This window comes from Vagococcus fluvialis (assembly GCF_003337315.1).
Taxonomy (GTDB): Bacteria; Bacillota; Bacilli; order Lactobacillales; family Vagococcaceae; genus Vagococcus; species Vagococcus fluvialis.
On record NZ_QPJV01000007.1, the window covers coordinates 1 to 24,745 of the forward strand.

The following is a 24,745-nucleotide window of genomic DNA, read 5'->3' on the forward strand; positions in this document are numbered from 1 at the left end:
TTTTACTAGATAGACGACATGTTTTATATTTAAATAAACTAAAAAAGGACTGATGAATCAAAATTTGATTCATCAGTCCTTTAAATTATAGAGCCGTTAAATCTAAAGGTTTAACCCTTTTTTTGTAATTTTTCACTAATTTTCATGAAAATGATAATAAAACGCTTGCAATAAAGCTTGTTATCTGATAATCTGAATTTATTAATAACAGAAGACAATTCTAAAAGAAATTAAAGGAGATAGAATCATGGAAAAACAAACAATCACGATTTACGATGTTGCGCGTGAAGCTGCTGTATCAATGGCTACAGTTTCTCGTGTAGTAAATGGTAATCCAAATGTAAAACCAGCAACTAGAAAAAAAGTATTAGAGGTAATTGATCGCTTAGATTACCGTCCAAATGCTGTGGCACGTGGTCTTGCAAGTAAAAAAACAACAACTGTTGGTGTTATTATCCCTGATGTAAGTAATTCTTACTTTGCTTCTTTAGCTCGTGGAATTGATGATGTAGCAACAATGTACAAATACAATATTATTCTTGCTAACTCAGATGGCGATGATAAAAAAGAAATTAGCGTGTTAAATACACTTTTAGCTAAACAAGTAGATGGTGTGATTTTCATGGGACATCATTTAACTGAAGAGATTCGTGGAGAGTTTTCTCGCTCAAAAACACCTGTTGTTTTAGCTGGTTCAATTGATCCAGACCAACAAGTAGGTTCTGTTAACATTGATTACAAAGAAGCAATGAAAGACGCTACTAATAAATTAATTAAATCAGGAAATGAAAAAGTTGCCTTTATTTCAGGGTCTTTATTAGATCCAATCAATGGAGTGCTTCGTTTATCCGGTTACAAAGAGGCATTAAAAGAAAACGGAATTTCATTTAATGAAGGACTTGTTTTTGAATCAGAATATAGCTACAAAGCTGGTTTAGGTCTTTATGAACGTATGACTCACAGTGGTGCAACTGCTGCTGTTGTAGCTGATGATGAGTTAGCTGTTGGTTTATTAAATAGCTTAACTGATAATGGTGTAAGTGTGCCGTCTGATTTTGAGATTATTACAAGTAATAACTCATTATTTACAGACATGGCTAGACCAAGCGTGACTAGTATCTCTCAACCATTATATGATATCGGAGCAGTAGCGATGAGATTATTAACTAAATTAATGAATAAAGAAGATATTGAAGAAAAATCAGTTATCTTACCTTACGGACTAATTGAAAAAGGCTCGACAAAATAAAAAATAAGCTAGTCCACAATCAAGTGGCTAGCCTATTTTTTTATCTTCGTTTTTTTGTTTCTTTTTTCGTATTTTTAGATGTGTCAGTCTTAGGTTTAATGTAAGAATTCCACTCACTACGATAATTTTCTTCAGTACCACCAATCCCGAATTTGAATTTAGAATCTGGAGCAGCACTTCCTTCAGAGTAAAGACTTGTTTTAGTTTTCTCATGAGTTAAGTTCATATCGTATCCATTTGTTTTAAAACTAGCTGGTTTTTCTCCAGTGAAATCGACAACTTCTTGTCTTTGAACAGTCGGATCAAGAGTGAATTTCTCATTCACACCAAAAATATCTGGATTTTGTTGATAAACATAGTTAGTTATGTAAGCCCAGTAAATCATATTTTGCTCATTCCAACTTGTAGCCATCTGGGTTTGATCATCGTAACCAATCCAACTACTCATTGTAATAGATGGCGTTGAAGCGGTGAACCAGAAATCTTTAAAGTCATTAGTTGTCCCAGTTTTTCCTACCCAGTCAGCATTTCCTAAAGTAGCACTTTGACTGTATAAAGTATCTTTTGCCAATTTACCAGTACCTTTTGTTAAAACATCTCGCATCATATCATTCATAATAGAGGCTGTAGAGGGTTTGAAAACTTGTACTGGAGCTGGCTTATGTTCATATACAACATTTCCACTGTTATCAGTAATTTTTTCGATTGAGTAACCTTCATTGTAGATACCTTTATTAGCAAGAGTTGCGAATGCCCCGGTTTCTTCAAAAACTGTAATCCCATGACGTGTGCCACCTAAAGGAATGGATTCAAAGTGATATTCATCGGCTTCCATACTAGTAATATTCATTTTGTCGAAATAATTTTTTGTATCAGTTGAGGCAATCAATTCATCATACATATTAACTACAGGAATATTAAGTGACCAAGTTAAAGCTTCACGAACAGTTTTGAAAGTATTGCTTCCTTTATCAGAATAGTTATTAATTTCAGTTCCGTCATGAAATTTTTTGGGATAATCAGAAAGACGAGATTCTGACCCAATTAATCCCACATCAATAGCTGGGGCATAAGCTAAAATCGGCTTGATAGTAGATCCAGGTGAACGTTTAGATGTAAATGCATGATTGAACTGAGATTGGTTGTAATCACGGCCCCCAATAAAACCATAAATTCTACCTGTTTGATTATCCATAAGGACACTACCAGTTTGCAAGAGGTTATTACTACCATCATCTAATACATATCCATAGTTAGCAACCGCTTCTTGCATGGAGTTATGAATATTTTTATCAATACTTGTTTCAACTGTGTATCCATTTTGACGTAATTCACGTGTGGTGATTTCATCATATTTTTTCTGAAGGTCTTCTGATGCCTCATATTCTTCCTTAGTAACACCATCTTTTTCATAATAAATTGGTATTAAAATACGAACAGCTTCTTCATATAAATAGTTATACAAGAATCCACTTTGATTGTTAACAGGGGCTTCAGGTTGTCTAAAGTCCTTTGCCAAATCATAAGCTTTTGCTTCTTCATATTCTTTCTGATTAATTTTCTTTTCGCGGTACATATTGAAAAGAACATCATCTTTTCTCTTTAACCCTAAATCAAAGTTTTCTTTGAATTCTCCTGTATTAGTATAAGGAGTGTATTCAATTGGACTTTGAGGTAAGCCGGCTAAAAAGGCAGCTTGTGGAAGAGTAACATCTTTAGCATGAACGTTAAAAACGCCCATTGCAGCTTCTTCGATACCAGCAATATTTTCTCCGCGGTTATTTCTACCAAAAGGAGAAACATTTAAATAGGCATTTAGTAACTCTTCTTTTGAAAAGAATTTTTCAGCTCTCATTGCGAGTAAAATCTCAGCTGACTTTCTTTTATAAGAAGTTTCACTTGTTAAAACTTGTTGTTTAATAATTTGCTGAGTAATGGTTGAACCACCTGAGCTACCACCAAATCCAGTTAAATCTGAAATGGTTGCTCTAATTAAAGCTTTTGGTACAATACCTGGATGATCATAAAAATACTCATCTTCAGTTGATACTAAAGCTTGTTTGATGAGTGGTGAAATATTATCAGCATCAACTGATGTACGAATTAAATCGGATTTAATAACAGAAACTAGCTCTCCATTAGAATAGACGATTTTGGATTGTTGCTCCACATCATTGATTTTTTGTGTCAATTCTTCTTTGCTTAGAACTTTAACGTCAGATACCAGTGAAGCAAAGTAGCCAACCCCAACACCTAAGCCAAGAAAACCTAAGGCTGAAATAACTAGGACACTAATTAAGAAGAAGGTTCTAAGCACTTTATAAGTTACATGAAAAGTAAAGAAAGCTTTCTTTTTGATTGTGTCTTTAGAATCCAAAGATTCTTGATTGTTACTATCAACATTAGTGGGAGGTACTTTATCAGGAAGTGTTTCTTCTGGTAAAGGCTCCTTGTTAAAATCATTAGGTTGTGTCAATGTATCACCTCAAAACTTATAATGATAAAATTATATCATTTAAAGAAAATTATTCCTAGCAAACTTGAAAAAAGGAGCAAATTGTTAGTATTTTTTAAGCTTTTTTGTTATTAAATTTCAAAAAAATAGTTAGGCACTAAACTTGTTTGTCAAAATTATAAACAGTACAATGAAATAGATAAAGTTAGAAGGAGAGATTTTTTATGTTATTAGGTTCTCACGTAAGTATGAACGGAAAAAAAATGTTACTTGGTTCAGCTGAGTTAGCAAAAGAATACAAAGCAAATACATTTATGATTTATACAGGTGCACCACAAAATACAAGAAGAAAACCCATTGAAGAATTAAATATTGAAGAAGGGTTAAAATTCATGGCTGCAAACGATATGGATATTAAAGATATTGTTGTCCACGCACCTTATATTATTAACTTAGGTAACACAATTAAGCCTCAAAATTTTGGATTTGCAATTGATTTTTTAAGAGAAGAGATTGAACGTGTTGAAGCAATTGGAGCCACTCAAATTACGATGCACCCTGGAGCTCACGTAGGTGAGGGTGTAGATAAAGGTATCAATCAAATCATTAAAGGTCTAAATGAAGTTTTAAGAGCGGATCAAACTCCTCAAATTGCTTTAGAAACAATGGCAGGAAAAGGAACTGAAATTGGTCGTACTTTTGAGGAGATTGCGCGTATTATTGATGGCGTGACACATAACGAGAAACTATCAGTTACTCTAGATACTTGTCATATTAATGATGCTGGATACAATGTTCGTGAAGACTTTGATGGAGTTCTAGAAGAATTTGATAAAATTATTGGTTTAGATCGTCTGAAAGTAATTCATGTTAATGATTCCAAAAACCCGCAAGGTTCTCATAAAGACCGTCATGCTAATATTGGCTTTGGAACTATCGGTTTTGATGCTTTAAGTTATGTGGCTCATCATCCACAATTAGAAGCTTTACCAAAAATTTTAGAGACGCCATTTGTTGGAGAAGATAAGAAAAATCAAAAAGCACCTTATTTATATGAAATTGCTATGTTAAAAGAGAAAAAATTTAATCCAGACTTGTTAGAATTAATCATGAATAATTAAAAAAAGGTAGTAAAAGACCTTTCTTTTTAGGGAATAATCTAGTAAAATGTCTTAATGTGAGATTAATTAACTGGAGTAAGGAGTGTCAAGATTATGAATACAGGATTAGTTATTTTATTTATTGCGATTGCATTAGTAGTAGGAGCAGTAGGTGGATTCTTTTTAGCTAAAAAAACATTTGAAAACCAACTAGAAAAAAATCCTCCCGTTAATGAGGATATGTTACGTATGATGATGTCTCAAATGGGTCAAAAACCATCAGAGAAGAAAATTCGTCAAATGATGCAAAATATGAAAGCTCAAAACACTAACAAGAAAAAATAGTTTTTTGATGCCTATATGTTTTACTAAAATACTGTAATAAAGCGGGTGCATTTTTGCACCTGTTTTTTTGTTTTAAAAAAGGAGTGAAGGATTTGGATATTTTTAAGAAACTCTCTTGGTTCTTTAAAGAAGAGAAGAAAAATTATTTTATCGGGGTAACAACTTTAGTGTTAGTTGCAGTGATTCAGTTAATTCCACCACGTATTATCGGGATCGTAGTGGATAATATCACGAATAAAACGCTAACAGCAGAAAAATTAACTATTTGGTTAGTTATTTTAGTAGCCTCAGCTATTTCTGTTTATGGTTTACGATATTTATGGCGTAAACACATTTGGGGCGGGGCAGCTCGGTTAGAGAAATTAATGCGAAAAAGGTTGTTTCATCATTTTACAAAAATGGATCAAGTTTTTTATCAGAAGTATCGAACAGGAGATTTAATGGCTCATGCAACAAATGACTTAAATGCTATTCAAAACGTTGCTGGTGCCGGTATTTTAACTTTTGCTGATGCCTTTATTACAGGAGTCTTAACAGTCGTTGCAATGATGATGTTTGTTGATTATCGTCTAACTTTAATTGCTTTAATTCCTTTCCCTTTACTAGCACTATTATCTAGTAAATTAGGAAATAAAATGCATGAGGCTTTTAAAGATTCTCAAGGTGCTTTTTCTAAGTTAAATGATAAAACGCAAGAGAGTATTACAGGAATTAAAGTGATTAAAACTTTTGGTCAAGAAGAAGAAGATATTGAAGATTTTCAAGAAAAGATAAATTATTCTATAAAAATGAATAATAAAGTTAATAACCTAGATGCCTTGTTTGATCCACTTATTACATTAATCATTGGCTTGTCATATATTATTTCGATTATTTTAGGTGGCTATTTAGTTAGTAATGGTGAGATTTCTATTGGACAGCTAATATCATTCTTTAACTATATTGGGATGCTTGTTTGGCCAATGTTTGCGATTGGTAGATTTTTTAATGTTATTCAAAGAGGAAATGCAAGTTACGACCGTGTTTCTGAATTAATGAATGAGAAATCAAGTATCGTTGAAATGACAACTGGTATCAAAACACCTGCAAAAGGAGATATTTCTTTTGAAATTGATGAGTTTACTTATCATGGAGATAAAGAAGCAACTTTAAAAGATATTCATTTTAATTTAAAAGAAGGTCAAACTTTAGGAATTGTTGGTAAAACAGGAGCCGGTAAGACAACGATATTAAAACTTTTAATGAGAGAATATGATAATTATCAAGGGTCAATCGCTATTAATAATAATCAGCTTCAAGCTTACACATTGGATGCCTTACTACATTCGATTGGTTACGTCCCACAAGATCATTTTTTATTCTCTATGACGGTACGAGATAATATTCGCTTCGGTGCACCTAAAGCAAGCCAAAAAGAAGTAGAAAAAATTGCTCATGAAGCTTCTGTGCATGAAGATATTTTAGGCTTTTCCGAAGGGTACGACACAATGGTTGGAGAGCGCGGGGTATCTTTATCTGGTGGTCAGAAACAACGTATTTCTATAGCAAGAGCTTTATTAGTTCAACCAGAGTTACTAATTTTAGATGATGCTTTGTCAGCAGTTGATGCCAAGACAGAAGGAAGAATTTTATCTAATTTAAAAGAGTCTCGAAATAATAAAACAACTATTATCAGTACCCATCGTTTAAGTAGTGTTAAGCACGCCAATGAAATCATTGTCGTTGATGAAGGACGTATTATTGAGCGTGGGACTCATGATGAGCTAATTGAATTAAATGGTTGGTATAAGCGTATGTTTGATTATCAGCAATTAGAAAACAAAATTGAAGGAGGTGTTAGATAATGGAAGAATCAAAATCAGCGTGGTCAAAATCATTTACCATGAAAGAGCAAAAGACAATTATCAAACGATTACTGACTTTTGCTAAACCTTTTAAAAAGGAATTTGCCATCTCTCTAATATTTGCTGTTTCTCTTGCTGTTATCAACATCATCCTACCTAAGATTTTACAAATTTTTATGGATGATCATTTAACAGCTGAAAATACAACTATGAATATTATTCTCTATTTTGCTGGCCTTTATGCCATTGGGATTTTATTTAAAGCTATTGTTTGGTTTGGTCAGTGGGTTCTCTATTTTAAAGGCTCACTAAAAACCTATCAAAGTATTCGTTTAGAGTTATTTAAAAAATTACAAACTCTAGGTATGAGATATTTTGACCAGACACCAGCAGGTTCTATAGTATCAAGAGTAACAAACGATACAGAAACCTTATTTGAATTTTGGTTAGTTTTTATTATGGTTTTATCAGCTCTTTTTGGTGTCATTGCCTCATTTGTGGCGATGTCATTAATTAACTTACAACTAACCTTAATCTGCTTAATTTTCTTTCCGATTTTAGGGATTATTATTTGGTATTATCAAAAATTCAGTTCTAAAATTTATCGTGGTATGCGAGAGAAGTTAAGTAACTTAAACACTAAACTAAATGAATCAATCTCAGGTATGTCAATTATTCAATATTTTAGACAGGAAGAACGTCTAGAAGAAGAATTTGAAGCAAGTAATGATGATTACTTGCAATCAAAATATGCCATGATTAAAACAAACTCATTACTACTAGCTCCGATTATTAACTTGCTATTTGCTTTAGCAACAGCCTTAGTCATTGGTTTCTTTGGTTATGATGCGCTAAGTTCACCAGTGGACGTTGGTTTGATTTATGCCTTTATTTCATATGTGCAACAATTTTTTAACCCAATGACCAATATGATGGATTTCTTAAGTATTTTCCAAGACGGAGTAGTTGCTGGAAGTCGAATCATTCATATTTTAGACCATGAAGAATTAACACCGCAACAAAATCCAGGAGCTAATGCAGAAATTAAAGAAGCTAAAATTGAATTTAGAAATGTTAGTTTCTCATATGATGGGAAACATAATGTGTTAAATAATATCAGTTTTGTAGCAAATCCTGGTGAAACAGTAGCTTTAGTTGGTCACACAGGAAGTGGAAAAAGTTCTATTATTAACGTGTTAATGCGTTTCTATGAATTTTATGATGGTCAAATATTAATTGATGATGTTGACATTAAAGATTATCCAATGAAAGAATTAAGAGAAAAAATGGGCTTAGTTCTTCAAGATGCTTTTATGTTTTATGGAGACATTGCTAGTAATATTCGCTTACTTAATAAAGATATTACAGACGAACAAATTATTGAAGCAGCTAAATTTGTGCAAGCAGATAAGTATATTAATACATTACCGAATAAATATCATGCAAAAGTAATTGAAGGTGGTACAAGTTTCTCAAGTGGACAACGTCAGTTAATTTCTTTTGCCAGAACAATTGTAACGGATCCTAAGATTTTAGTTTTAGATGAGGCAACAGCAAACATTGATACAGAAACTGAAAATCTGATTCAAGAAGGTTTAGAGAAAATGAGAAGTGGTCGAACAACAATTGCCATAGCTCACAGGCTCTCAACGATTAAAGATGCTAATTTAATTTTAGTTCTTGAAAAAGGAAATATTGTTGAACGTGGTAACCATGACCAGTTAATTGAGCATGAGGGATTATATTACGATATGTATCGATTACAAAATAGTCAAATATAAAACAAAAGATTGTAAGATAAGTCAGAAACTTGTTTTACAATCTTTTTTTACGTTTCGAAAAACTGGAGTTTAGGTTATGTTAAAATAAATATAGGAGGAGATTGTATGAAAAAAATAAATATTAAATCAGTTCTTTTTATTCTCTTCTTTATGATAGTTGGAGGCTTTTTAGGGATTTTTATTGGAATGATGACTGATGGTGGAAATATAACGCCGATTGATTTATTACTAGTAGCTCCATATTTTATATTAAGCATTGTTCTCCATATTATTATTCACGAAGCAGGTCATCTGGTTATGGGCCTTTTAACAGGTTATACATTTTTAAGTTTTAGAATTTTTTCGTGGGTATTAGTGAAACAACATAATAAGATTAAATTAACCAAACAAAAAGTTCCAGGAACATTAGGCCAGTGTTTACTGATACCACCAGAAAGAGAAGAGTTTATTTATAAGTTGTACCTCTTAGGTGGTGTGTTGTTTAACTTTTTAGCTAGCCTTTTGATGATTAGTTTAATATCTGTTTTTCCTGTCTTTACAATTGTTTTTTCAGGAATAGGTTGTGTTCTTGGATTAATGAACTTAATTCCCACAGGATTTAATGATGGAAATACATTAAAATTAGCTAATTCTTCTATCGAAAATCAAGAATTACTCTTTTTACAACTAGATGTGAATGCTCAAATGATGGTAGGTAAAAAATTTACAGAGTTACCTAATGATTATTTTAGTTTAATTGCAGAAAATCCTAAGCATAGTTATTTCAATGATTTTCAGGAATTCTTGATACTTGGAAAATGCATAGAAAAAAGAAATTGGGTTGAGGTTGCTACAAGTTTAGAAAAATTATGGGAAAACTTAGACAGCTTAATTTTACCTTATCAATTAGAATTAAAAAAAGAGATGTTTTACTACTTATTAATTAGAAAACAAGAAGATGAAAAATTAACTGAATTACTAAAAGACAAGCATTTACATAAGTATTTAAACATGAAAACTATTAGTAATAAACGAGTATTAGCTACAAAAGCCTATTTTTATGATCAAGACTTAGAAAAATCATTTGAATTAATTAATGAAGGTTTATTACTTAAAGAAAAGACTTCAAATCTAGGAGAATTTTTAGTGGAATCGGATAATCTAGTGTGGCTAAAAGAACAAATAGCAGATATGGAAGCTAACAAACTAGAAAAGATTAACTAGCTAATTATTTTAGATAATATATAATGACAATAGTTAGTTTGAGTTTGGAGGGAAAATCAATGACAACTTTATCTGATGTTGCTAAAAAAGCCAATGTCTCTAAAATGACAGTTTCAAGAGTTATTAATCACCCTGAAAAAGTAACAGATGAGTTAAAAGAACTTGTGTTTAAAGCAATGAAAGATTTAGACTATAAACCTAATGTGGCTGCAAAAGCATTAGCCAATAATCGCACACAAGTTGTAAAATTTTTTATTTTAGAAGAAATTGATACAACTGAACCTTATTATATGAATTTACTAATGGGAATTTCGAAAGAATTAGATAAACATCAATATTCTCTACAGTTAGTTACAGAAAATAGTTTTGACTTAGGTCAGAGTGATGGATATATCATTACTGGTATGCGTGAAGAGCATAATGACTGGGTGGAGCGTTTAGAAAAACCGTTTGTTTTATTTGGTGAAAATCGATATGGCTATGATTTTGTTGATACTGACAACACATTAGGCACAGAGATGGCGACAGAACACGCCATTAAGCAAGGTTATGAAAAAATTGTTTATGTGGGAATTGATGTAAAAGAACCTTTTGAATTTTCAAGAGAAGCTGGATATATTAATACAATGCAGCGCTATAAAAAAGTTCCTGAAATTGTTCGCTTTGAGAATCGTTCAAGGTACTCTAATCAATTTATTGACGAACAATTTGCACGATACCCTAAAAATACAGCTTTTGTCTGTAGTAGTGACCGCTTAGCGATAGGTGTGGAGCGCGGACTTCAAAAACATGAAGCTAATATTCCAAAAGATTACGGAGTCATTGGTTTTGATGGTGTCTTTTTGGATCAAATTGCTTATCCACGATTAACAACTATTAAACAATCTGTTGTGGAAATGGGAGCTTCTTGTGCGACTATGTTATTAAATAAAATTAATCAAAAAGGTGCCCCTCAAGGAAATCAATTATTCGAACCTAAATTAATTGTTAGAGGCAGTACAAAACTTAAGGAAGAGTGACTTACTTTTGTCACACTTCCTTCTTTTTTTGATGTGATAATTTTTTTGTTATCGCTAACATCGTTTTTTTAGTTGAGTTATTAATTAACTTTTCATAGACTATGAGTGAACAAACTTAAAAAGGAGGAAAAACATATGACACAAGCGTGGTGGGAAAAAACAATTGTTTACCAAGTCTATCCTAAAAGCTTTAAGGACTCTAACAATGATGGCATTGGTGATTTACAAGGCCTGATTAGTTCCTTAGATTATATTAAAGATTTAGGCGCAGAAACAATTTGGTTAAATCCTATTTTTATTTCTCCACAAATTGATAACGGTTACGATATTTCAAACTATTATGCAATAGATGATATCTTTGGAGACTTATCAGATTTAGAAGAATTAATTGAAGAAGCACACAAAAGAGAATTAAAAATTATGTTGGACTTGGTTTTAAACCACACATCAAGTAGACATCCTTGGTTTCAAGAAGCGCTTAAGGGGCCAAATAATCTGTACCGTGATTACTACTTATGGGAGGACCCTCAAGCTGATGGAAGTTTACCAAATAATTGGGAATCCTTTTTTGGTGGTTCTGTTTGGGAAAAAGATCCAAGAGGTAGTCAATATTATTTTCATTTATTCGATAAAGAAATGCCTGATTTAAACTGGAAAAATAAAGAAGTCATGCGAGCAATGGTAGATATTGCTAAGTTTTGGTTAGATAAAGGAGTAGACGGATTTAGATTAGATGCCTTTATTCATATGGTTAAAGATGATTTTTCTAAAAATGTTCCTAATATTCCAACAGGTGAGATAGCTATTGCCGAAGAGTATTATGCTAATTTACCTGAAGTAAAACTATACTTATCAGAATTCATTTCTGAAATAAAAGCGATTAAACCAGATTGTTTTATCCTCGGAGAAGCGGCTTCAGCGACGCCTGAACTTGCAGATGGTTATATTAGAGAAGATTTATGTGAAACAGTTATCTCATTTGATCATTTTAAAGAAAAAGTGATTGAGCAGGATGAAAGAATTCCTAAAGGTTTAGAGAAAAAAACAATTGACGCTAAAGAAATGAAACTAAAATTACAAAGTTGGCAAGAGAATTTAACACAAGGTAAATACCCAAGTTTATATTGGAATAACCATGATATGCCACGTATGGTATCTAGATTTGGAAATGTAGATAGTTACCGAGAAAAAAGTGCCAAAGCTTTAGCGACAGCTATGTATTTATTAAGAGGAATTCCAGTGATTCTTTACGGAGAAGAAATTGGAATGAAAAACTTAGAAGTAGATAATATCAATAAGTTTCAAAGTCCTAAAGCTAAAGACCAACACATTCAGCTTCTTGAAAACGGTTTTAACAAACAAGAGTCTCTAAGTATTATTGCTGCAGCAAATAAAGAAGCAAGCAGAGGAGTTATGCAGTGGAATAATTCAGAGTATGCAGGATTTTCAGCTGTTCCAAGTTGGATAGGAGAAAATAAAGAAGCTATTTACAATGTAGAAGAAGAATCCGTTGAACCAGATAGTATCTTGAATTTTTACCGCGAATTATTAGCCTTGAAAAAAACAGATTTATTCTCTTATGGCTCAGTTACGTTTCTTAACACAGAGGATGCTGTAATTGCTTATAAACGAAGACATAAGAATGAAGAAGCTTTAGTTTTGGTCAATTTAACCGATAAAGCAGTTAAAAGCCCTCAATTTTTAGCAGATTATAAAAAGTGGAATGTTCTAATTGATTCAGAAGATGAAACAACTGAAACATTAGCACCTTATACTTATAAAATAATGAAAAAGGATGATTAATTAATGGAAAGAGCAGCATTATTACATAGACCAGACAGCGAATACGCTTATCTTTTTGAAAAAGATGTTATGCACGTCAGATTAAGAACTAAAAAAGATGATATTAAAGAAGTGAGTGTCATTAAAGGAGATCCTTATTTAATTCATGAAGATGAGTGGTATAAATTTTCTGAGCCAATGAAAAAAATAGCTTCAACAGAAGACTATGATTATTGGCAAATAGCATTTGGAGCAGAATTTAAACGCATCCAATATGCCTTTCATGTAATTGGAAATGATGGAGAAGAAGTCTTTTACGGAGACCGTGGGATTTTTGAGATGAGTGAAGCAGTTGCTGAAAAAGCAGAAAATTATTTTAGAATGCCGTTTTTTCAAGAAATCGACCGTTTTAAAGCACCAGAATGGGTAAAAGAAACAGTTTGGTATCAAATTTTCCCTGAACGTTTTGCTAATGGAGATAAAACCAATGATCCTGAGGGAACTCTGCCTTGGGGAAGTCAGTTACCAGGAAGAGAAGATTTCTTTGGTGGAGACTTACAAGGTGTGATTGATAACTTAGATTATTTAGTTGATTTAGGGATTAATGGTTTATACTTCTGTCCAATTTTTAAAGCCTCATCAAATCATAAATATGACACAATTGATTACTTTGATATTGATCCAGACTTTGGCGATAAAAAATTATTTAAGCAGTTAGTTGATGAAGCTCATAAACGTGGTATTAAGATTATGCTTGATGCGGTCTTTAATCACATGGGTTACTACTCACCACAATTCCAAGATGTTGTTAAAAATGGAGAAAAATCAGCATACAAAGACTGGTTCCATATTCATAGCTTCCCAGTTGAAATTGGTAAAAACGGAAATGTAGAAGGAGCCAAAACACTGTCATTTGATACGTTTGCCTTCACACCAATGATGCCAAAATTAAATACGGCTAATAAAGAAGTACAAGATTATTTATTAGAAATTGCGACTTACTGGGTAAGAGAATTTAATATTGATGCTTGGAGGCTAGATGTAGCCAATGAAGTAGATCATCATTTCTGGAAAAAATTCTATGAAGCAACAACAGCAATTGATAAAGACTTCTATATCTTAGGTGAAATTTGGCATTCTTCTCAAAGTTGGTTAAATGGGGACGAGTTCCACGCTGTAATGAACTACGCCTTTACAGAAACAGTTACTAACTTTTTTGTTAAAGATGCTATTTCATCAACTAAAATGGCAAGTGGCTTATATGAGCAATTAATGCTTTACCGTGATCAAACAAATCAAGTGATGTTTAACTGTTTAGATTCTCATGATACACCAAGATTACTTCATCAAGCAGATGAAAACAAAGATGTTGCGAAGATGGCTTTAGCCTTTACGTTTATGCAACATGGTTCTCCTTGTATTTATTACGGTACAGAAGTAGGGATGACTGGTGCAGGTGATCCAGATTGCCGTCGTTGTATGGTTTGGGATGAAAAAGAGCAAGACAGAGAATTTTATTCATTTGTAAAACAACTGGTTGCACTAAGAAAAGAATATCAACCTATTTTGTCATATGGAGATTTAGTTTTCCAAGAATTAAATAATGAAGAAAAATTTGTTGTATTTAGTCGTCAAACAGAAACTGGTAAAGTTGATGGATTCTTTAATAAAGGTAAAGAAAACCAAATCATATCAGGTGATAGAACTATTTTGTTAAGTCAAAATGTTGAAATGACGGATAAAGGTTATATTGTAAAAGAAAATGGTTTCATTATTACTAAATAGATAAAAGGTGTTATCGGTAACATCATAAAAACGGTTGCAATGAAAGCATTAACATATTAATCTAAGAGAGTAAAGAAAATACATAGGAGGCTTTTTCAATGAAAAAAGGATGGAAACGCATTGGTCTAGGATTATTAGCTGCAACAGCAGTTTTATCATTAGCTGCTTGTGGAGGAAGTAAAGATAAGAAGGATGCAGGTAAAGAAGATTCAAAAACATTAGAAGTATCTGTTGATAAAGGTTATGTGGAGTATATCAATGATATTAAAGGTGATTTTGAAAAAGAAAACGGAGTCACAATTAAAGTAATCGAAAAAGATATGTTTGATCAATTAGATGCTCTTTCATTAGATGGACCTGCTGGTAAAGCACCAGACGTTATGATGTCAGCTTATGACCGCTTAGGACCTTTAGGACAACAAGGACATTTAGCTGAAGTAACACTAAATGATGGTTCTAACTATAATGATACAGATAAAAAACAAGTAACAGTAGATGGTAAATTCTACGGTGCTCCATCTGTAATTGAAACTTTAGTAATGTATTATAACAAAGATTTAATTAATGCAGCTCCAGCAACTTTTGCAGAAGTTGAAGAACTTGCAAAAGATAAAAAATATGACTTTGCTGGTGAAGCAGGAAAAAATACAGCCTTTTTAGCAAAATGGACTGATTTTTACTTTACTTACGGTTTAATTTCTGGTTACGGTGGTTATGTATTTGGTAATGATGGAACAGACCCTAAAGATGTTGGTTTAAACAACAAGGGTGCTGTTGAAGGTATTGAATATGCAACTGGTTGGTTCAAAGATGTTTGGCCAAAAGGTATGATGGATATTAAAGCAGCTGGTGATTTTGTAACGAATCAATTTGTTGATGGAAAAACAGCAGCAATCATTGATGGACCTTGGGCAGCAGCTAACTACAAAGATGCAGGTGTTAACTTTGGGGTAGCTAAAATTCCAGCACTAAAAAATGGTGAAGAATACCAAGCATTTGGTGGTGGTAAAGCATGGGTAATTAGTAACTATTCAACAAACAAAGAAGTGGCTCAAAAATTTGTTGATTATGTAACAAATGATGCTAACCAGGAGAAATATTACCAAATGACTCAAGAAGTTCCAGCAAACAACAATGCTCGTAAAAAAGCAACTGAAGAAAATAATGAATTAACAAACGCAGTTATTGCTGGTTACGAAAATGCTAAGCCAATGCCAAACATTCCAGAAATGGCTGAAGTTTGGACTGGTGGAGAAAACTTAATGTTTGACGCAGCTTCTGGTAAACAAACAGCTCAAGAAGCAGCTGATGCAGCAGTTAAAGTTATTAAAGAAAATATCGATCAAAAATACGGTGAATAAGAGTCACATCGGCAGAGCTATTTAAAGACTCTGCCGATGTCTTATTTTAGATAAGGAGACATACCATGGCTACCACTAGCAAACAAAAAGATGTTAAAAAAGCAACATTACTGTCACTTATTCCTGGTTTAGGACAATTTTATAATGAACAAAAATTTAAAGGGATTATTTTCTTAGGTGTCTTTATTGCCTTTGTAATTGAACTCTTTACATTTGGTGTTTCAGCAATAGATGGATTTATTACATTAGGTACAGTACCAATGGAAGACCACTCATTATTCTTACTTATTGAGGGAACTCTTCAAATTATTATTACTTTTGTTTTTGTTGTCTTCTATGTTTTTAATATAAAGGATGCTAAATCAGTTGCTAAAAAATGGAATAGCGGTCAAAAAGTTAATACAACAACAAAAGAAATTATCAATAATATGTTAGATGAGGGATTTCCCTACTTACTAACATTACCAGCATATATTGTTATGACAATTGCTATTATTTTTCCGGTATTAGTAACATTATTTATGGCATTTACAAATTATGATTTCAAACACATCCCACCAGCTGGCTTGATTGACTGGGTTGGCGTTAAAAACTTCTTTAGTATTTTCTTCTTAAGTTCATATCGCGCAACTTTCGGAGCTGTTTTTAGCTGGACCGTTATTTGGACAATTTGTGCCTCTACTTTACAAATTGTTTTAGGTGTTCTAACAGCAGTTGTTGCTAATCAACAGTTTATTAAAGGTAAGAGATGGTTTGGTGTTATTTTCTTATTACCTTGGGCAGTACCAGCCTTTATTACTATTATGAGTTTCTCAAATATTTTTAATGATAGTATTGGTGCGATTAACACTCAAGTTATTCCAATGTTAAATCACTTACCATTTGTTGATATTGGTGCAGTTGCTTGGAAAACTGATCCGTTTTGGACAAAAGTTGCTATTATTATGATTCAAGGATGGTTAGGCTTCCCTTATATCTATGTTATGACAACAGGTATTTTACAATCGATTCCAGAAGAATTATATGAAGCAGCTAAAATTGATGGAGCCAATGCTATCCAACGATTTAAATCTATTACGATGCCAATGATTTTATTTGTTGCAGCTCCAATTTTTGTCACTCAATATACAGGTAACTTTAATAACTTCTCAATGATTTACCTGTTTAACAATGGGGGACCAGGAAGTGTTGGTGGTGGAGCAGGGTCTACAGATATCCTGATTTCTTGGATCTATAAATTAACAACAGGAAATGCACCACAGTACTCAGTAGCTGCTGCAGTTACATTAATCATTTCATTTATTGTTATTAGTATTTCACTGATTGTCTTTAAGAAAACAAACGCATTTGATATGGAGGGAAAATAAAATGAAATCACATAACTCCGTCAAAAGAACTAAATTTTTAACTCATTTTTTCACCTATTTATTTATGATTGTGTTATCAATCATTGTTTTGTATCCAATTTTAATTACTGTAAGTACAGCTTTTAAAGCAGGTAACGTAAGTGCTTTTAGTTTAAATTTTAATAGTGAATGGACGCTGAATAACTTTAGCCGTTTGTTTAAAGAAACATTATATGGTAACTGGTACTTTAACACACTTATCATTGCCACATTTACAATGATTTGTCAGGTAACAATCATTACCTTAGCAGGTTATACATACAGTAGATACCGTTTTATTGGAAGAAATAGTAGCTTGAAACTATTTCTAATTGTTCAAATGGTACCAACTATGGCTGCCTTAACTGCCTTTTATGTTATGGCTTTATTACTAAATGCTTTAGACCAACCTTGGTTCTTAACACTAATCTATATTGGTGGAGGTATTCCAATGAACACTTGGTTAATGAAGGGTTACTTTGATACAGTGCCAATCGATTTAGATGAATCAGCGAAGTTAGACGGTGCCGGTCACTTTAGAATATTCGGTCAAATTGTGTTACCATTAGTAAAACCAATGATTGCTGTTCAAGCATTGTGGGCATTTATGGGACCGTTTGGTGATTTTATGTTAGCTAAATTCTTACTAAGATCACCTGAAAAAATTACAGTAGCAGTCGGACTACAAACCTTTATTAGTAATTCAAAAGACCAACAAGTTTCACTTTTTGCTGCAGGGGCAATATTAATTGCTCTACCAATTTCGGTGTTATTCTTCTTCTTACAAAAGAACTTTGTATCAGGATTAATTGCAGGTGGAACAAAAGGATAGGAGTTTTAACCAATGAAAGTATATCAATTTCCAGTTTCTTATTTTGCAAGTTCATTATCCGTTAAGAAAATGTTTTTAAATCGAAAAAACTTAAACGTTTGGCAAATGATGATTGTGATTATTTTTCTGATTTTTATGTTACTCAATCCAGTAGCACTAAATGCTAATAAGACTCAAGAATTTAAATTAGATGGCATTATGCCTAATTTAATGAATCAAGTTGATAAAATGGCAGTTGAAGATTTAAATACAATTGAAATAGTTCAAGGAGAATTAAAGTCAACAAACCAAAAACTTGAAAGTTCAGGGATGTATCTAAATGAGTCAGATAATAATTTTTCAGAAATAGAAACTGGTTTGAATTTTACTAAAGACCAATTAATCATGAAGGATAAAAATGGTTTGAAGTTTAATTTAAGATATACAACTGATTGGAATTCTAGTGAATGGGATTCAGTTGAATCTTTTAAAACTTGGTTAACCAAAGAATGGAACTATCAAAATACACCATATCGTATTATGAGTATGACTTTACTAGTTAGTATACTTGTATTTAGTAGTACACTATTTTTAGTGTTTGGTGCAGCATTTTTCATTTGGTTAACAAAGAAAAATCACTTATCTTCTATAAGAAGCTTTAAGGAATCAGTTAATTTAGTATTAAATGCTATGTTCTTAAGTCATTTAATCGCCATGGTTGCAGGGTTAATTTATTATGATATTACATTAATATTAACGATTCAATCATTTGGATTAGCGATTCAACTTTTAATTATTTTTGCTAAAACCAAATTTAATGACGGCTTAGCAAAAGAGGGTAAGATTGTTATTGATAAATAACTATTTCTAACATAAAAAAGCTATCAAATAAGTGGCGTTAAAACCATTTATTTGATAGCTTTTCTTGTGTCAATTTAATCATATACATTCATTTCCAAAATTAGCCCTAATGCAATGAGTGTGGCAATTAGAGAAGTTCCTCCTTGACTTAGAAAAGGTAGTGGAATACCAGTTAATGGAAGTAATCCGATTGAAGCACCGATGTTTTCAAAAGTTTGGAAAACGAGCATAAAAACAACACCTACACAAATGTAGATATTAAATTTTGAGTTGCTTTTCATACCTGTATAAAAAATTTGGAAAAATAGATAGAAGTATAAAATAATTACTAATGAAGCTCCTACAAATCCGTATGCTTCCCCAATGAAGGTAAAAATCATATCTGACTCTCTAACTGGCACATAAACATCTATTCCAGCAGAACCTTTTCCAAACATACCTCCAGAACCCATAGCTACAAAACCTTGTACTTGCTGATAAGCAATGCTGTCAGCAAAGGCATAAGGATCTCGCCAAGCGAGAACTCGGTCTAATTGATACTGCTTAAAATGAAGAAGTTTTAAAATATTATTGCCATTTTCTGTGAAAACTAGAAAGATCAGAAAACCACCTAATGCAACTAATAATGCCCCAATGGTTGTTAGTATTCGCCAATCAATTCCAGAGGCAATTAATAGTGCTCCTAAAACGCAAATGAAAACAAGTGACGTTCCAAAGTCTTTTTGCATAAACATTAAAGCAAATAAAGGAGTACTAAATAACAGCAAACGCCATAAAAGATTCATATCAGTAGAAATGTTTTTAACTTTTGTTTTGATATCATATTGAATTAATTCTTTGGAAATAAACAAAATATAAGCAATTTTTGCTAATTCCGAGGGTTGAAATTTAAATCCGAAAATATCAAGCCATCGTTTAGTTCCTGTAATATTATACATTGTCACGTCGTAGAAAAAATAAAGTGTTGACATGAGTAGTAGAGAGAAAACATAAATCCAGGGGACGAGTTTCCAAATTATTTTTTTATCAATAAATTTAATGATTAGCATGCCAGCTAATCCTAAAACAATAAATATTAATTGTTTTACTGCTTGCTTAATAGGGGAAACATCTTCGTAAGTAGCTACCCAGTATTGGAGCCAGACACTAAGGATTAACATTAAAAAAATAGGTAATAATAACCCATAGTTAATACTTGGTGTTAATTTTCGGTTATTTATTCTTGACAAGTTTATCACCTTCTTATAAAAATTCCGTCGTTTATAAAACTATCATTAAATAATATAAAAGATAACCGTAAATGACGTTTATTAATCAAATTTTAAAGAATAAAAAAACAACTTGAAATATTCAAGTTGTTAAAGTAAGTCTATTTTTTTTCGCCAAACTCCTGATTTCCAACGCTTTATCAGTAGAAGAGCCCGTAAAGCTTCGTCAATTGTATAAGCTAGCCACACACCTAGTAAACTTAAATTAAGGGGAATAGCAAGAAGATAAGAAAATGGTAGACTAATCAACCAAAGAACAATCAAACTAATCACAAGAGGGAATTTTACGTCTCCTGAGGCATTTAATGAGCCAACCATAGTCATATTAATAGCTCTAAAAATTTCTAAGAAAATATCAACTAGGAAAACAACTTTAGCAATCGCAATGACTTCTGGATTATAAGTAAAAATGTGCATGATAGGTTCAATAAAAATAAACGTTCCAAGTGAAATGATAAAGGTTACACCAACTCCTAAATAAATAGTATGTTTTCCTCTAAGATAAGCTTTATCAAAATTTCTCGCGCCAATATTTCGTCCGATAATAATTTGATTTCCTTGAGCAAGTGAAGCGGCAATAAGATAAATAAATTGAGTAATCGCTGTGACATAAGATTTAGCAATTAAAATATTTGGGCCAAGAGAAGCGACAATCATGGTAACTACTACTTGAGAAGCCATATAAGAAAGGTTCTCACCTGAAGAAGGGAGACCAAGTTTCAATATTTTTCTTAATTTTTCAGTTGAAAAGTATTTAAAAGAAAGAGATAAAATATTAAAATTAACTTCTTTCTTTAAAATAGTAAAACCATAAATTAAAGCAATTGTATTACCTAAGGCAGCGGAAATACCTAAACCAGCAACACCTAGATTTGGTAGTCCAAATGGCGAATAAAGAGCTAAATAGTTACCAATGACAGTTAATAAAAGAGCTAACATTGGAATTTTTAAAGCAGCTTTTGTTTTTCCATGACTTCTTAAAATAGCAATGATGGCAGCTGAGATAGAAGAAACAAATAAACTCGCTCCATAAATTTGTAAATATTTTATCCCAATAGTTACAATGTCACTAGGTAAATTCATTGTATATAATAATTGCTCTGGAAACATCATGAATACGGCACTAATTAAAAGTCCCATAAAAAATGAACCTAATATTCCTGTTGTTATAACATAAGGAATATCTTCTTGTTTTCTTGCACCTATTAATTGCGCGATAATAATTTGAACACCAACAGTAATGAATCCATAAATAAAAACAGATAGATTGAGTAGTTGATTGGCCGAAGCAACAGCAGCAACAGCTAATTCAGAATGTTGAGATATCATCCAAACATTGATATTACCAATAAAAACTTTTAAAAAAAGTTCAACAAAAATAGGCCAACTTAAAAATAATAATTCACTATTAGAAGCACGGTTATCTATAAAAAATGCTTTTATTTTGGAATGGATCAAGTGGCATAAACTCCTTTTTAATAAATTGATAATAAGTATTCTATCGATTATCCGAGGAAAGTCAATGGTTTTAAAGGCTCTTTTTTTGAGCATAAGGATAGACAAAAATCTATGAAAGGGTTAAAGTTAAATAGCAAAAACACGTATGGAGGTATGTATAAATGTATGATGTAATAATCATTGGAGCAGGACCTGGTGGGATGACAGCTGCTTTATATGCGTCAAGAGCTGATTTAAAGGTATTAGTAATTGAAAGAGGCGCTCCAGGCGGCCAATTAATGAACACAGCTGATGTTGAAAACTACCCAGGATTCTCTATGATTACTGGTCCAGATTTAGCAATGAAAATGTATGAGAATTCAACAAACTTTGGAGCAACTCATACATATGGAAATGTGACTAAAGTTGAAAATGAAGGTTTAGTAAAAAAAGTATATTGTGAAGATGAAGTCTATGAAGCTAAAACTGTGATTATTGCTTCTGGTAGTGATCATCGTAAAATTGGAGTCCCTGGTGAGGAAGAGTATGCAGGACGCGGTGTTTCTTACTGTGCTGTATGTGATGGAGCATTCTTTAGAGACCGTCATTTATATGTGATTGGTGGAGGCGATTCTGCAGTTGAAGAAGGTTTATACTTAACTCAATTTGCAAGTAAAGTAACGATTGTTCACAGAAGAGATACATTAAGAGCTCAAAAAGTAATTCAAGATCGTGCTTTTAAAAATGAAAAAGTAGATTTTTTATGGGACACAGTACCTGTTGAATTTAAAGGTGATGACAAACAAATCACTTCAATTGATTTTAAAAATGTTAAAACAGGCGAAGTGACCAATGCAGAAGCAGAAGGTGTTTTTGTCTATATCGGTTTAGATCCATTAACAGAACCTTTCAAAGATCTTGGAATTACAAATGAAGAAGGTTGGATTGTAACAAACGAACATATGGAGACAAATATTCCTGGTATTTATGCTATTGGTGATGTTCGTGATACTGTCCTTCGTCAAATTGCAACTGCTGTTGGTGATGGTAGTATTGCAGGACAAGAAGTTTATAAATACATCACAGAATTAGATGATTAGTTTTTCTCTTAATTTGAATGCCGTTTCAATTTAAAAATGACTAAAGTGTATTATAAGTATATTTGTTTATAAAGTTGTTTTGTTATTTATTTTTAAATGATTAACAATAAAAATATATAATAATTGTGAAAAGGAGCTGTTTTTTAGTCAGCTCCTTTTTTTTCTTCCCTTAATCTATCATCAAATGGTATAATGAAAAAGAATTTATGAGAAAGGGTGACCAAATTGACTTGGGAAAATACATATAAACAATGGATTAACTTTAATAATATTGATGAATTAGTAAAAAATGATTTAGAAAAAAATAAAGAGGATAAAGAGGCTTTAATGGATGCCTTTTACGCTCCATTAGAATTTGGTACAGCGGGAATGCGTGGCATCATTGGTGCTGGAATTAATCGTATGAACATTTATACAGTTAGACAAGCGACTGAAGGGTTAGCGTTATTTATTGATTCTTTAGATGATTCTATGAAAAAAGCAGGAGTTGCCATTGCTTTTGATTCAAGACATCAATCGCCAGAATTTGCTATGGGAGCAGCTGAAACATTAGCAGCACACGGAATTACTGCCTATGTTTTCGATAGCTTACGTTCAACACCAGAGTTATCTTTCACAGTAAGACATTTTAATTGTGTTGCAGGAATTATGATTACAGCAAGTCATAACCCAGCAGCTTATAACGGATTTAAAGTTTATGGCTCTGATGGGGCACAAATGCCTCCTCATGATGCTGATTTAGTAACTAAATACGTTCGTTCAATCAGTAATCCACTAGAAATTAAATTTACACCTCAATCAGAAGCTGGTGATTTAATTAAAATCGTGGGCGAAGATGTTGACAAGGTTTATTTAGAGAATTTAAAAACAGTTACTGTAAATAAAGATGTGATAAACGAAACAAAAGATAGTTTGAAAATTGTCTTCACACCTTTACATGGAACAGGCCAAATGATTGGTGAAAAAGCTTTAGCTCAAGCTGGCTTTAAAGATGTTTTAACAGTTCCAGAACAAAGAGAACCAGATTCTAATTTTTCAACTGTAGCTTCTCCAAACCCAGAAGAAGCTTCAGCTTTTGAATATGCCATTAAATTAGGTGAAAAAGAAAATGCAGATGTCTTGTTAGCCACAGATCCAGACGCTGACCGTTTAGGTGCGGTAGCTAAAAACCAAGCAGGCGAATATGAAATCCTTTCTGGAAACCAACTAGGAAGTATTATGGTTCATTATTTGCTACAAGCTAAAAAAGCCAATAACACGTTACCTGAAAATGCAGTAGTCATTAAATCAATCGTATCAAGTGAATTGCCAACAGCAATTTGTAAAAAATACGATGTTAAGATGATTGATGTTTTAACAGGATTTAAGTTTATTGCAGAACAAATTAAAAGCTTTGAAAAAGACTTATCTAAAACATTTGTATTTGGATTTGAAGAAAGCTATGGTTATTTAGTCCAACCATTTGTTAGAGATAAAGATGCGATTCAAAGTTTAGTGTTACTATCTGAAATCACAGCCTTTTATAAAGCTAAAAATAAAACTTTATTTGATGCTATGGAAGAAATTTATCAAGAGTTTGGTTACTTTGATGAAAAAACTATTTCATTTACAATGCCAGGAATCACAGGAGTTGAAAAAATCCAACAACTAATGGCAAGTGTTAGAAATGATATTCCAAATGAATTTGGTGGCGTTAAAGTAAATTATTACGAAGATTACGCCACACAAAAAAGACATTATTTGACGGGTGAAGAAGAAGATATTTTATTACCGACGTCAAATGTGTTAAAATTCTTTTTAGAAGATGGTAGCTGGATTGCTATTAGACCTTCTGGAACTGAGCCAAAAGTTAAATTCTATCTAGGTGTGAAAGGTAATAGTCACGCAGAAACAAAAGAGAAAATTGAAACATTTGAGCAAGATGTTCAAGGATTTATCAAATAAGAGTAGGTGGAGATG

General features: G+C 32.3%; 18 protein-coding genes. 15 read left to right on the top strand and 3 right to left on the bottom strand.

All coding sequences use genetic code 11. The features are described 5' to 3' along the window. The first annotated feature begins 247 nt into the window (after positions 1 to 247). The gene (gene ccpA / locus DFR54_RS07970) at positions 248 to 1,249 is read left to right on the top strand and encodes a catabolite control protein A (protein ID WP_086342629.1); all 1,002 of its coding nucleotides are present in this window, start codon (positions 248 to 250) and stop codon (positions 1,247 to 1,249) included. Positions 1,250 to 1,289: 40 nt separating this feature from the next. Here the strand turns inward: ccpA and DFR54_RS07975 are convergent, their stop codons facing one another. Continuing rightward, a complete protein-coding gene (locus DFR54_RS07975; RefSeq protein ID WP_211315048.1) occupies positions 1,290 to 3,725 on the bottom strand; it encodes a transglycosylase domain-containing protein in 2,436 nt (811 codons plus the stop codon). Positions 3,726 to 3,928: 203 nt separating this feature from the next. On the opposite strand from DFR54_RS07975, the gene DFR54_RS07980 reads away from it, so the two are divergent. The 12 genes from DFR54_RS07980 to DFR54_RS08035 all read left to right on the top strand — a co-directional run bounded on the left by DFR54_RS07980 (position 3,929) and on the right by DFR54_RS08035 (position 18,981). Next, positions 3,929 to 4,825 carry a deoxyribonuclease IV gene (locus DFR54_RS07980; RefSeq protein WP_114289771.1) on the top strand — a complete coding sequence of 299 codons (897 nt, stop codon included), beginning with the start codon at positions 3,929 to 3,931 and terminating at the stop codon, positions 4,823 to 4,825. A 90-nt stretch (positions 4,826 to 4,915) separates the two neighbouring features. Continuing rightward, on the top strand, positions 4,916 to 5,149 hold the full coding sequence (locus DFR54_RS07985; protein WP_206971836.1) for a YneF family protein: 234 nt from the start codon (positions 4,916 to 4,918) through the stop codon (positions 5,147 to 5,149). Positions 5,150 to 5,241: 92 nt separating this feature from the next. Beyond that, the gene (locus DFR54_RS07990) at positions 5,242 to 6,993 is read left to right on the top strand and encodes an ABC transporter ATP-binding protein (RefSeq protein ID WP_114289772.1); all 1,752 of its coding nucleotides are present in this window, start codon (positions 5,242 to 5,244) and stop codon (positions 6,991 to 6,993) included. Further along, positions 6,993 to 8,774, top strand: a complete 1,782-nt coding sequence (locus tag DFR54_RS07995; RefSeq protein ID WP_114289773.1) for an ABC transporter ATP-binding protein — start codon at positions 6,993 to 6,995, stop codon at positions 8,772 to 8,774. Before DFR54_RS07990 ends, DFR54_RS07995 begins: the two co-directional genes overlap by 1 nt. 105 nt (positions 8,775 to 8,879) lie before the next feature. Next, entirely contained in the window at positions 8,880 to 9,977 is a 1,098-nt protein-coding gene (locus DFR54_RS08000) for a zinc metalloprotease (protein WP_114289774.1), read from the top strand. Positions 9,978 to 10,036: 59 nt separating this feature from the next. Next, on the top strand, positions 10,037 to 10,996 hold the full coding sequence (locus DFR54_RS08005) for a LacI family DNA-binding transcriptional regulator (protein ID WP_114289775.1): 960 nt from the start codon (positions 10,037 to 10,039) through the stop codon (positions 10,994 to 10,996). Between the two features lie 135 nt (positions 10,997 to 11,131). Further along, entirely contained in the window at positions 11,132 to 12,799 is a 1,668-nt protein-coding gene (locus tag DFR54_RS08010; protein ID WP_114289776.1) for a glycoside hydrolase family 13 protein, read from the top strand. Between the two features lie 3 nt (positions 12,800 to 12,802). Beyond that, the gene (locus DFR54_RS08015) at positions 12,803 to 14,563 is read left to right on the top strand and encodes a glycoside hydrolase family 13 protein (RefSeq protein ID WP_114289777.1); all 1,761 of its coding nucleotides are present in this window, start codon (positions 12,803 to 12,805) and stop codon (positions 14,561 to 14,563) included. Positions 14,564 to 14,661: 98 nt separating this feature from the next. Next, positions 14,662 to 15,924, top strand: coding sequence for an extracellular solute-binding protein (locus tag DFR54_RS08020; RefSeq protein WP_114289778.1), 1,263 nt, complete (start codon positions 14,662 to 14,664; stop codon positions 15,922 to 15,924). A gap of 65 nt (positions 15,925 to 15,989) precedes the next feature. Beyond that, positions 15,990 to 17,291, top strand: coding sequence for a sugar ABC transporter permease (locus tag DFR54_RS08025; protein ID WP_114289779.1), 1,302 nt, complete (start codon positions 15,990 to 15,992; stop codon positions 17,289 to 17,291). 1 nt (position 17,292) lies between these two features. Beyond that, on the top strand, positions 17,293 to 18,141 hold the full coding sequence (locus DFR54_RS08030) for a sugar ABC transporter permease (RefSeq protein ID WP_086342640.1): 849 nt from the start codon (positions 17,293 to 17,295) through the stop codon (positions 18,139 to 18,141). Positions 18,142 to 18,153: 12 nt separating this feature from the next. Continuing rightward, the gene (locus tag DFR54_RS08035) at positions 18,154 to 18,981 is read left to right on the top strand and encodes a hypothetical protein (RefSeq protein WP_114289780.1); all 828 of its coding nucleotides are present in this window, start codon (positions 18,154 to 18,156) and stop codon (positions 18,979 to 18,981) included. 74 nt (positions 18,982 to 19,055) lie between these two features. Here the strand turns inward: DFR54_RS08035 and DFR54_RS08040 are convergent, their stop codons facing one another. Both DFR54_RS08040 and DFR54_RS08045 read right to left on the bottom strand, forming a co-directional pair. Continuing rightward, positions 19,056 to 20,141 carry an FtsW/RodA/SpoVE family cell cycle protein gene (locus tag DFR54_RS08040; RefSeq protein WP_114289869.1) on the bottom strand — a complete coding sequence of 362 codons (1,086 nt, stop codon included), beginning with the start codon at positions 20,139 to 20,141 and terminating at the stop codon, positions 19,056 to 19,058. 198 nt (positions 20,142 to 20,339) lie between these two features. Continuing rightward, positions 20,340 to 21,704, bottom strand: a complete 1,365-nt coding sequence (locus DFR54_RS08045) for an MATE family efflux transporter (protein WP_399284335.1) — start codon at positions 21,702 to 21,704, stop codon at positions 20,340 to 20,342. 164 nt (positions 21,705 to 21,868) lie between these two features. Between DFR54_RS08045 and trxB the strand changes: the two genes are divergently transcribed. Beyond that, positions 21,869 to 22,786, top strand: coding sequence for a thioredoxin-disulfide reductase (trxB, locus tag DFR54_RS08050; RefSeq protein WP_086342643.1), 918 nt, complete (start codon positions 21,869 to 21,871; stop codon positions 22,784 to 22,786). Positions 22,787 to 23,011: 225 nt separating this feature from the next. Beyond that, complete coding sequence (locus tag DFR54_RS08055; protein ID WP_114289782.1) at positions 23,012 to 24,730, top strand: phospho-sugar mutase; 1,719 nt, start codon at positions 23,012 to 23,014, stop codon at positions 24,728 to 24,730. Positions 24,731 to 24,745 lie beyond the last annotated feature (15 nt).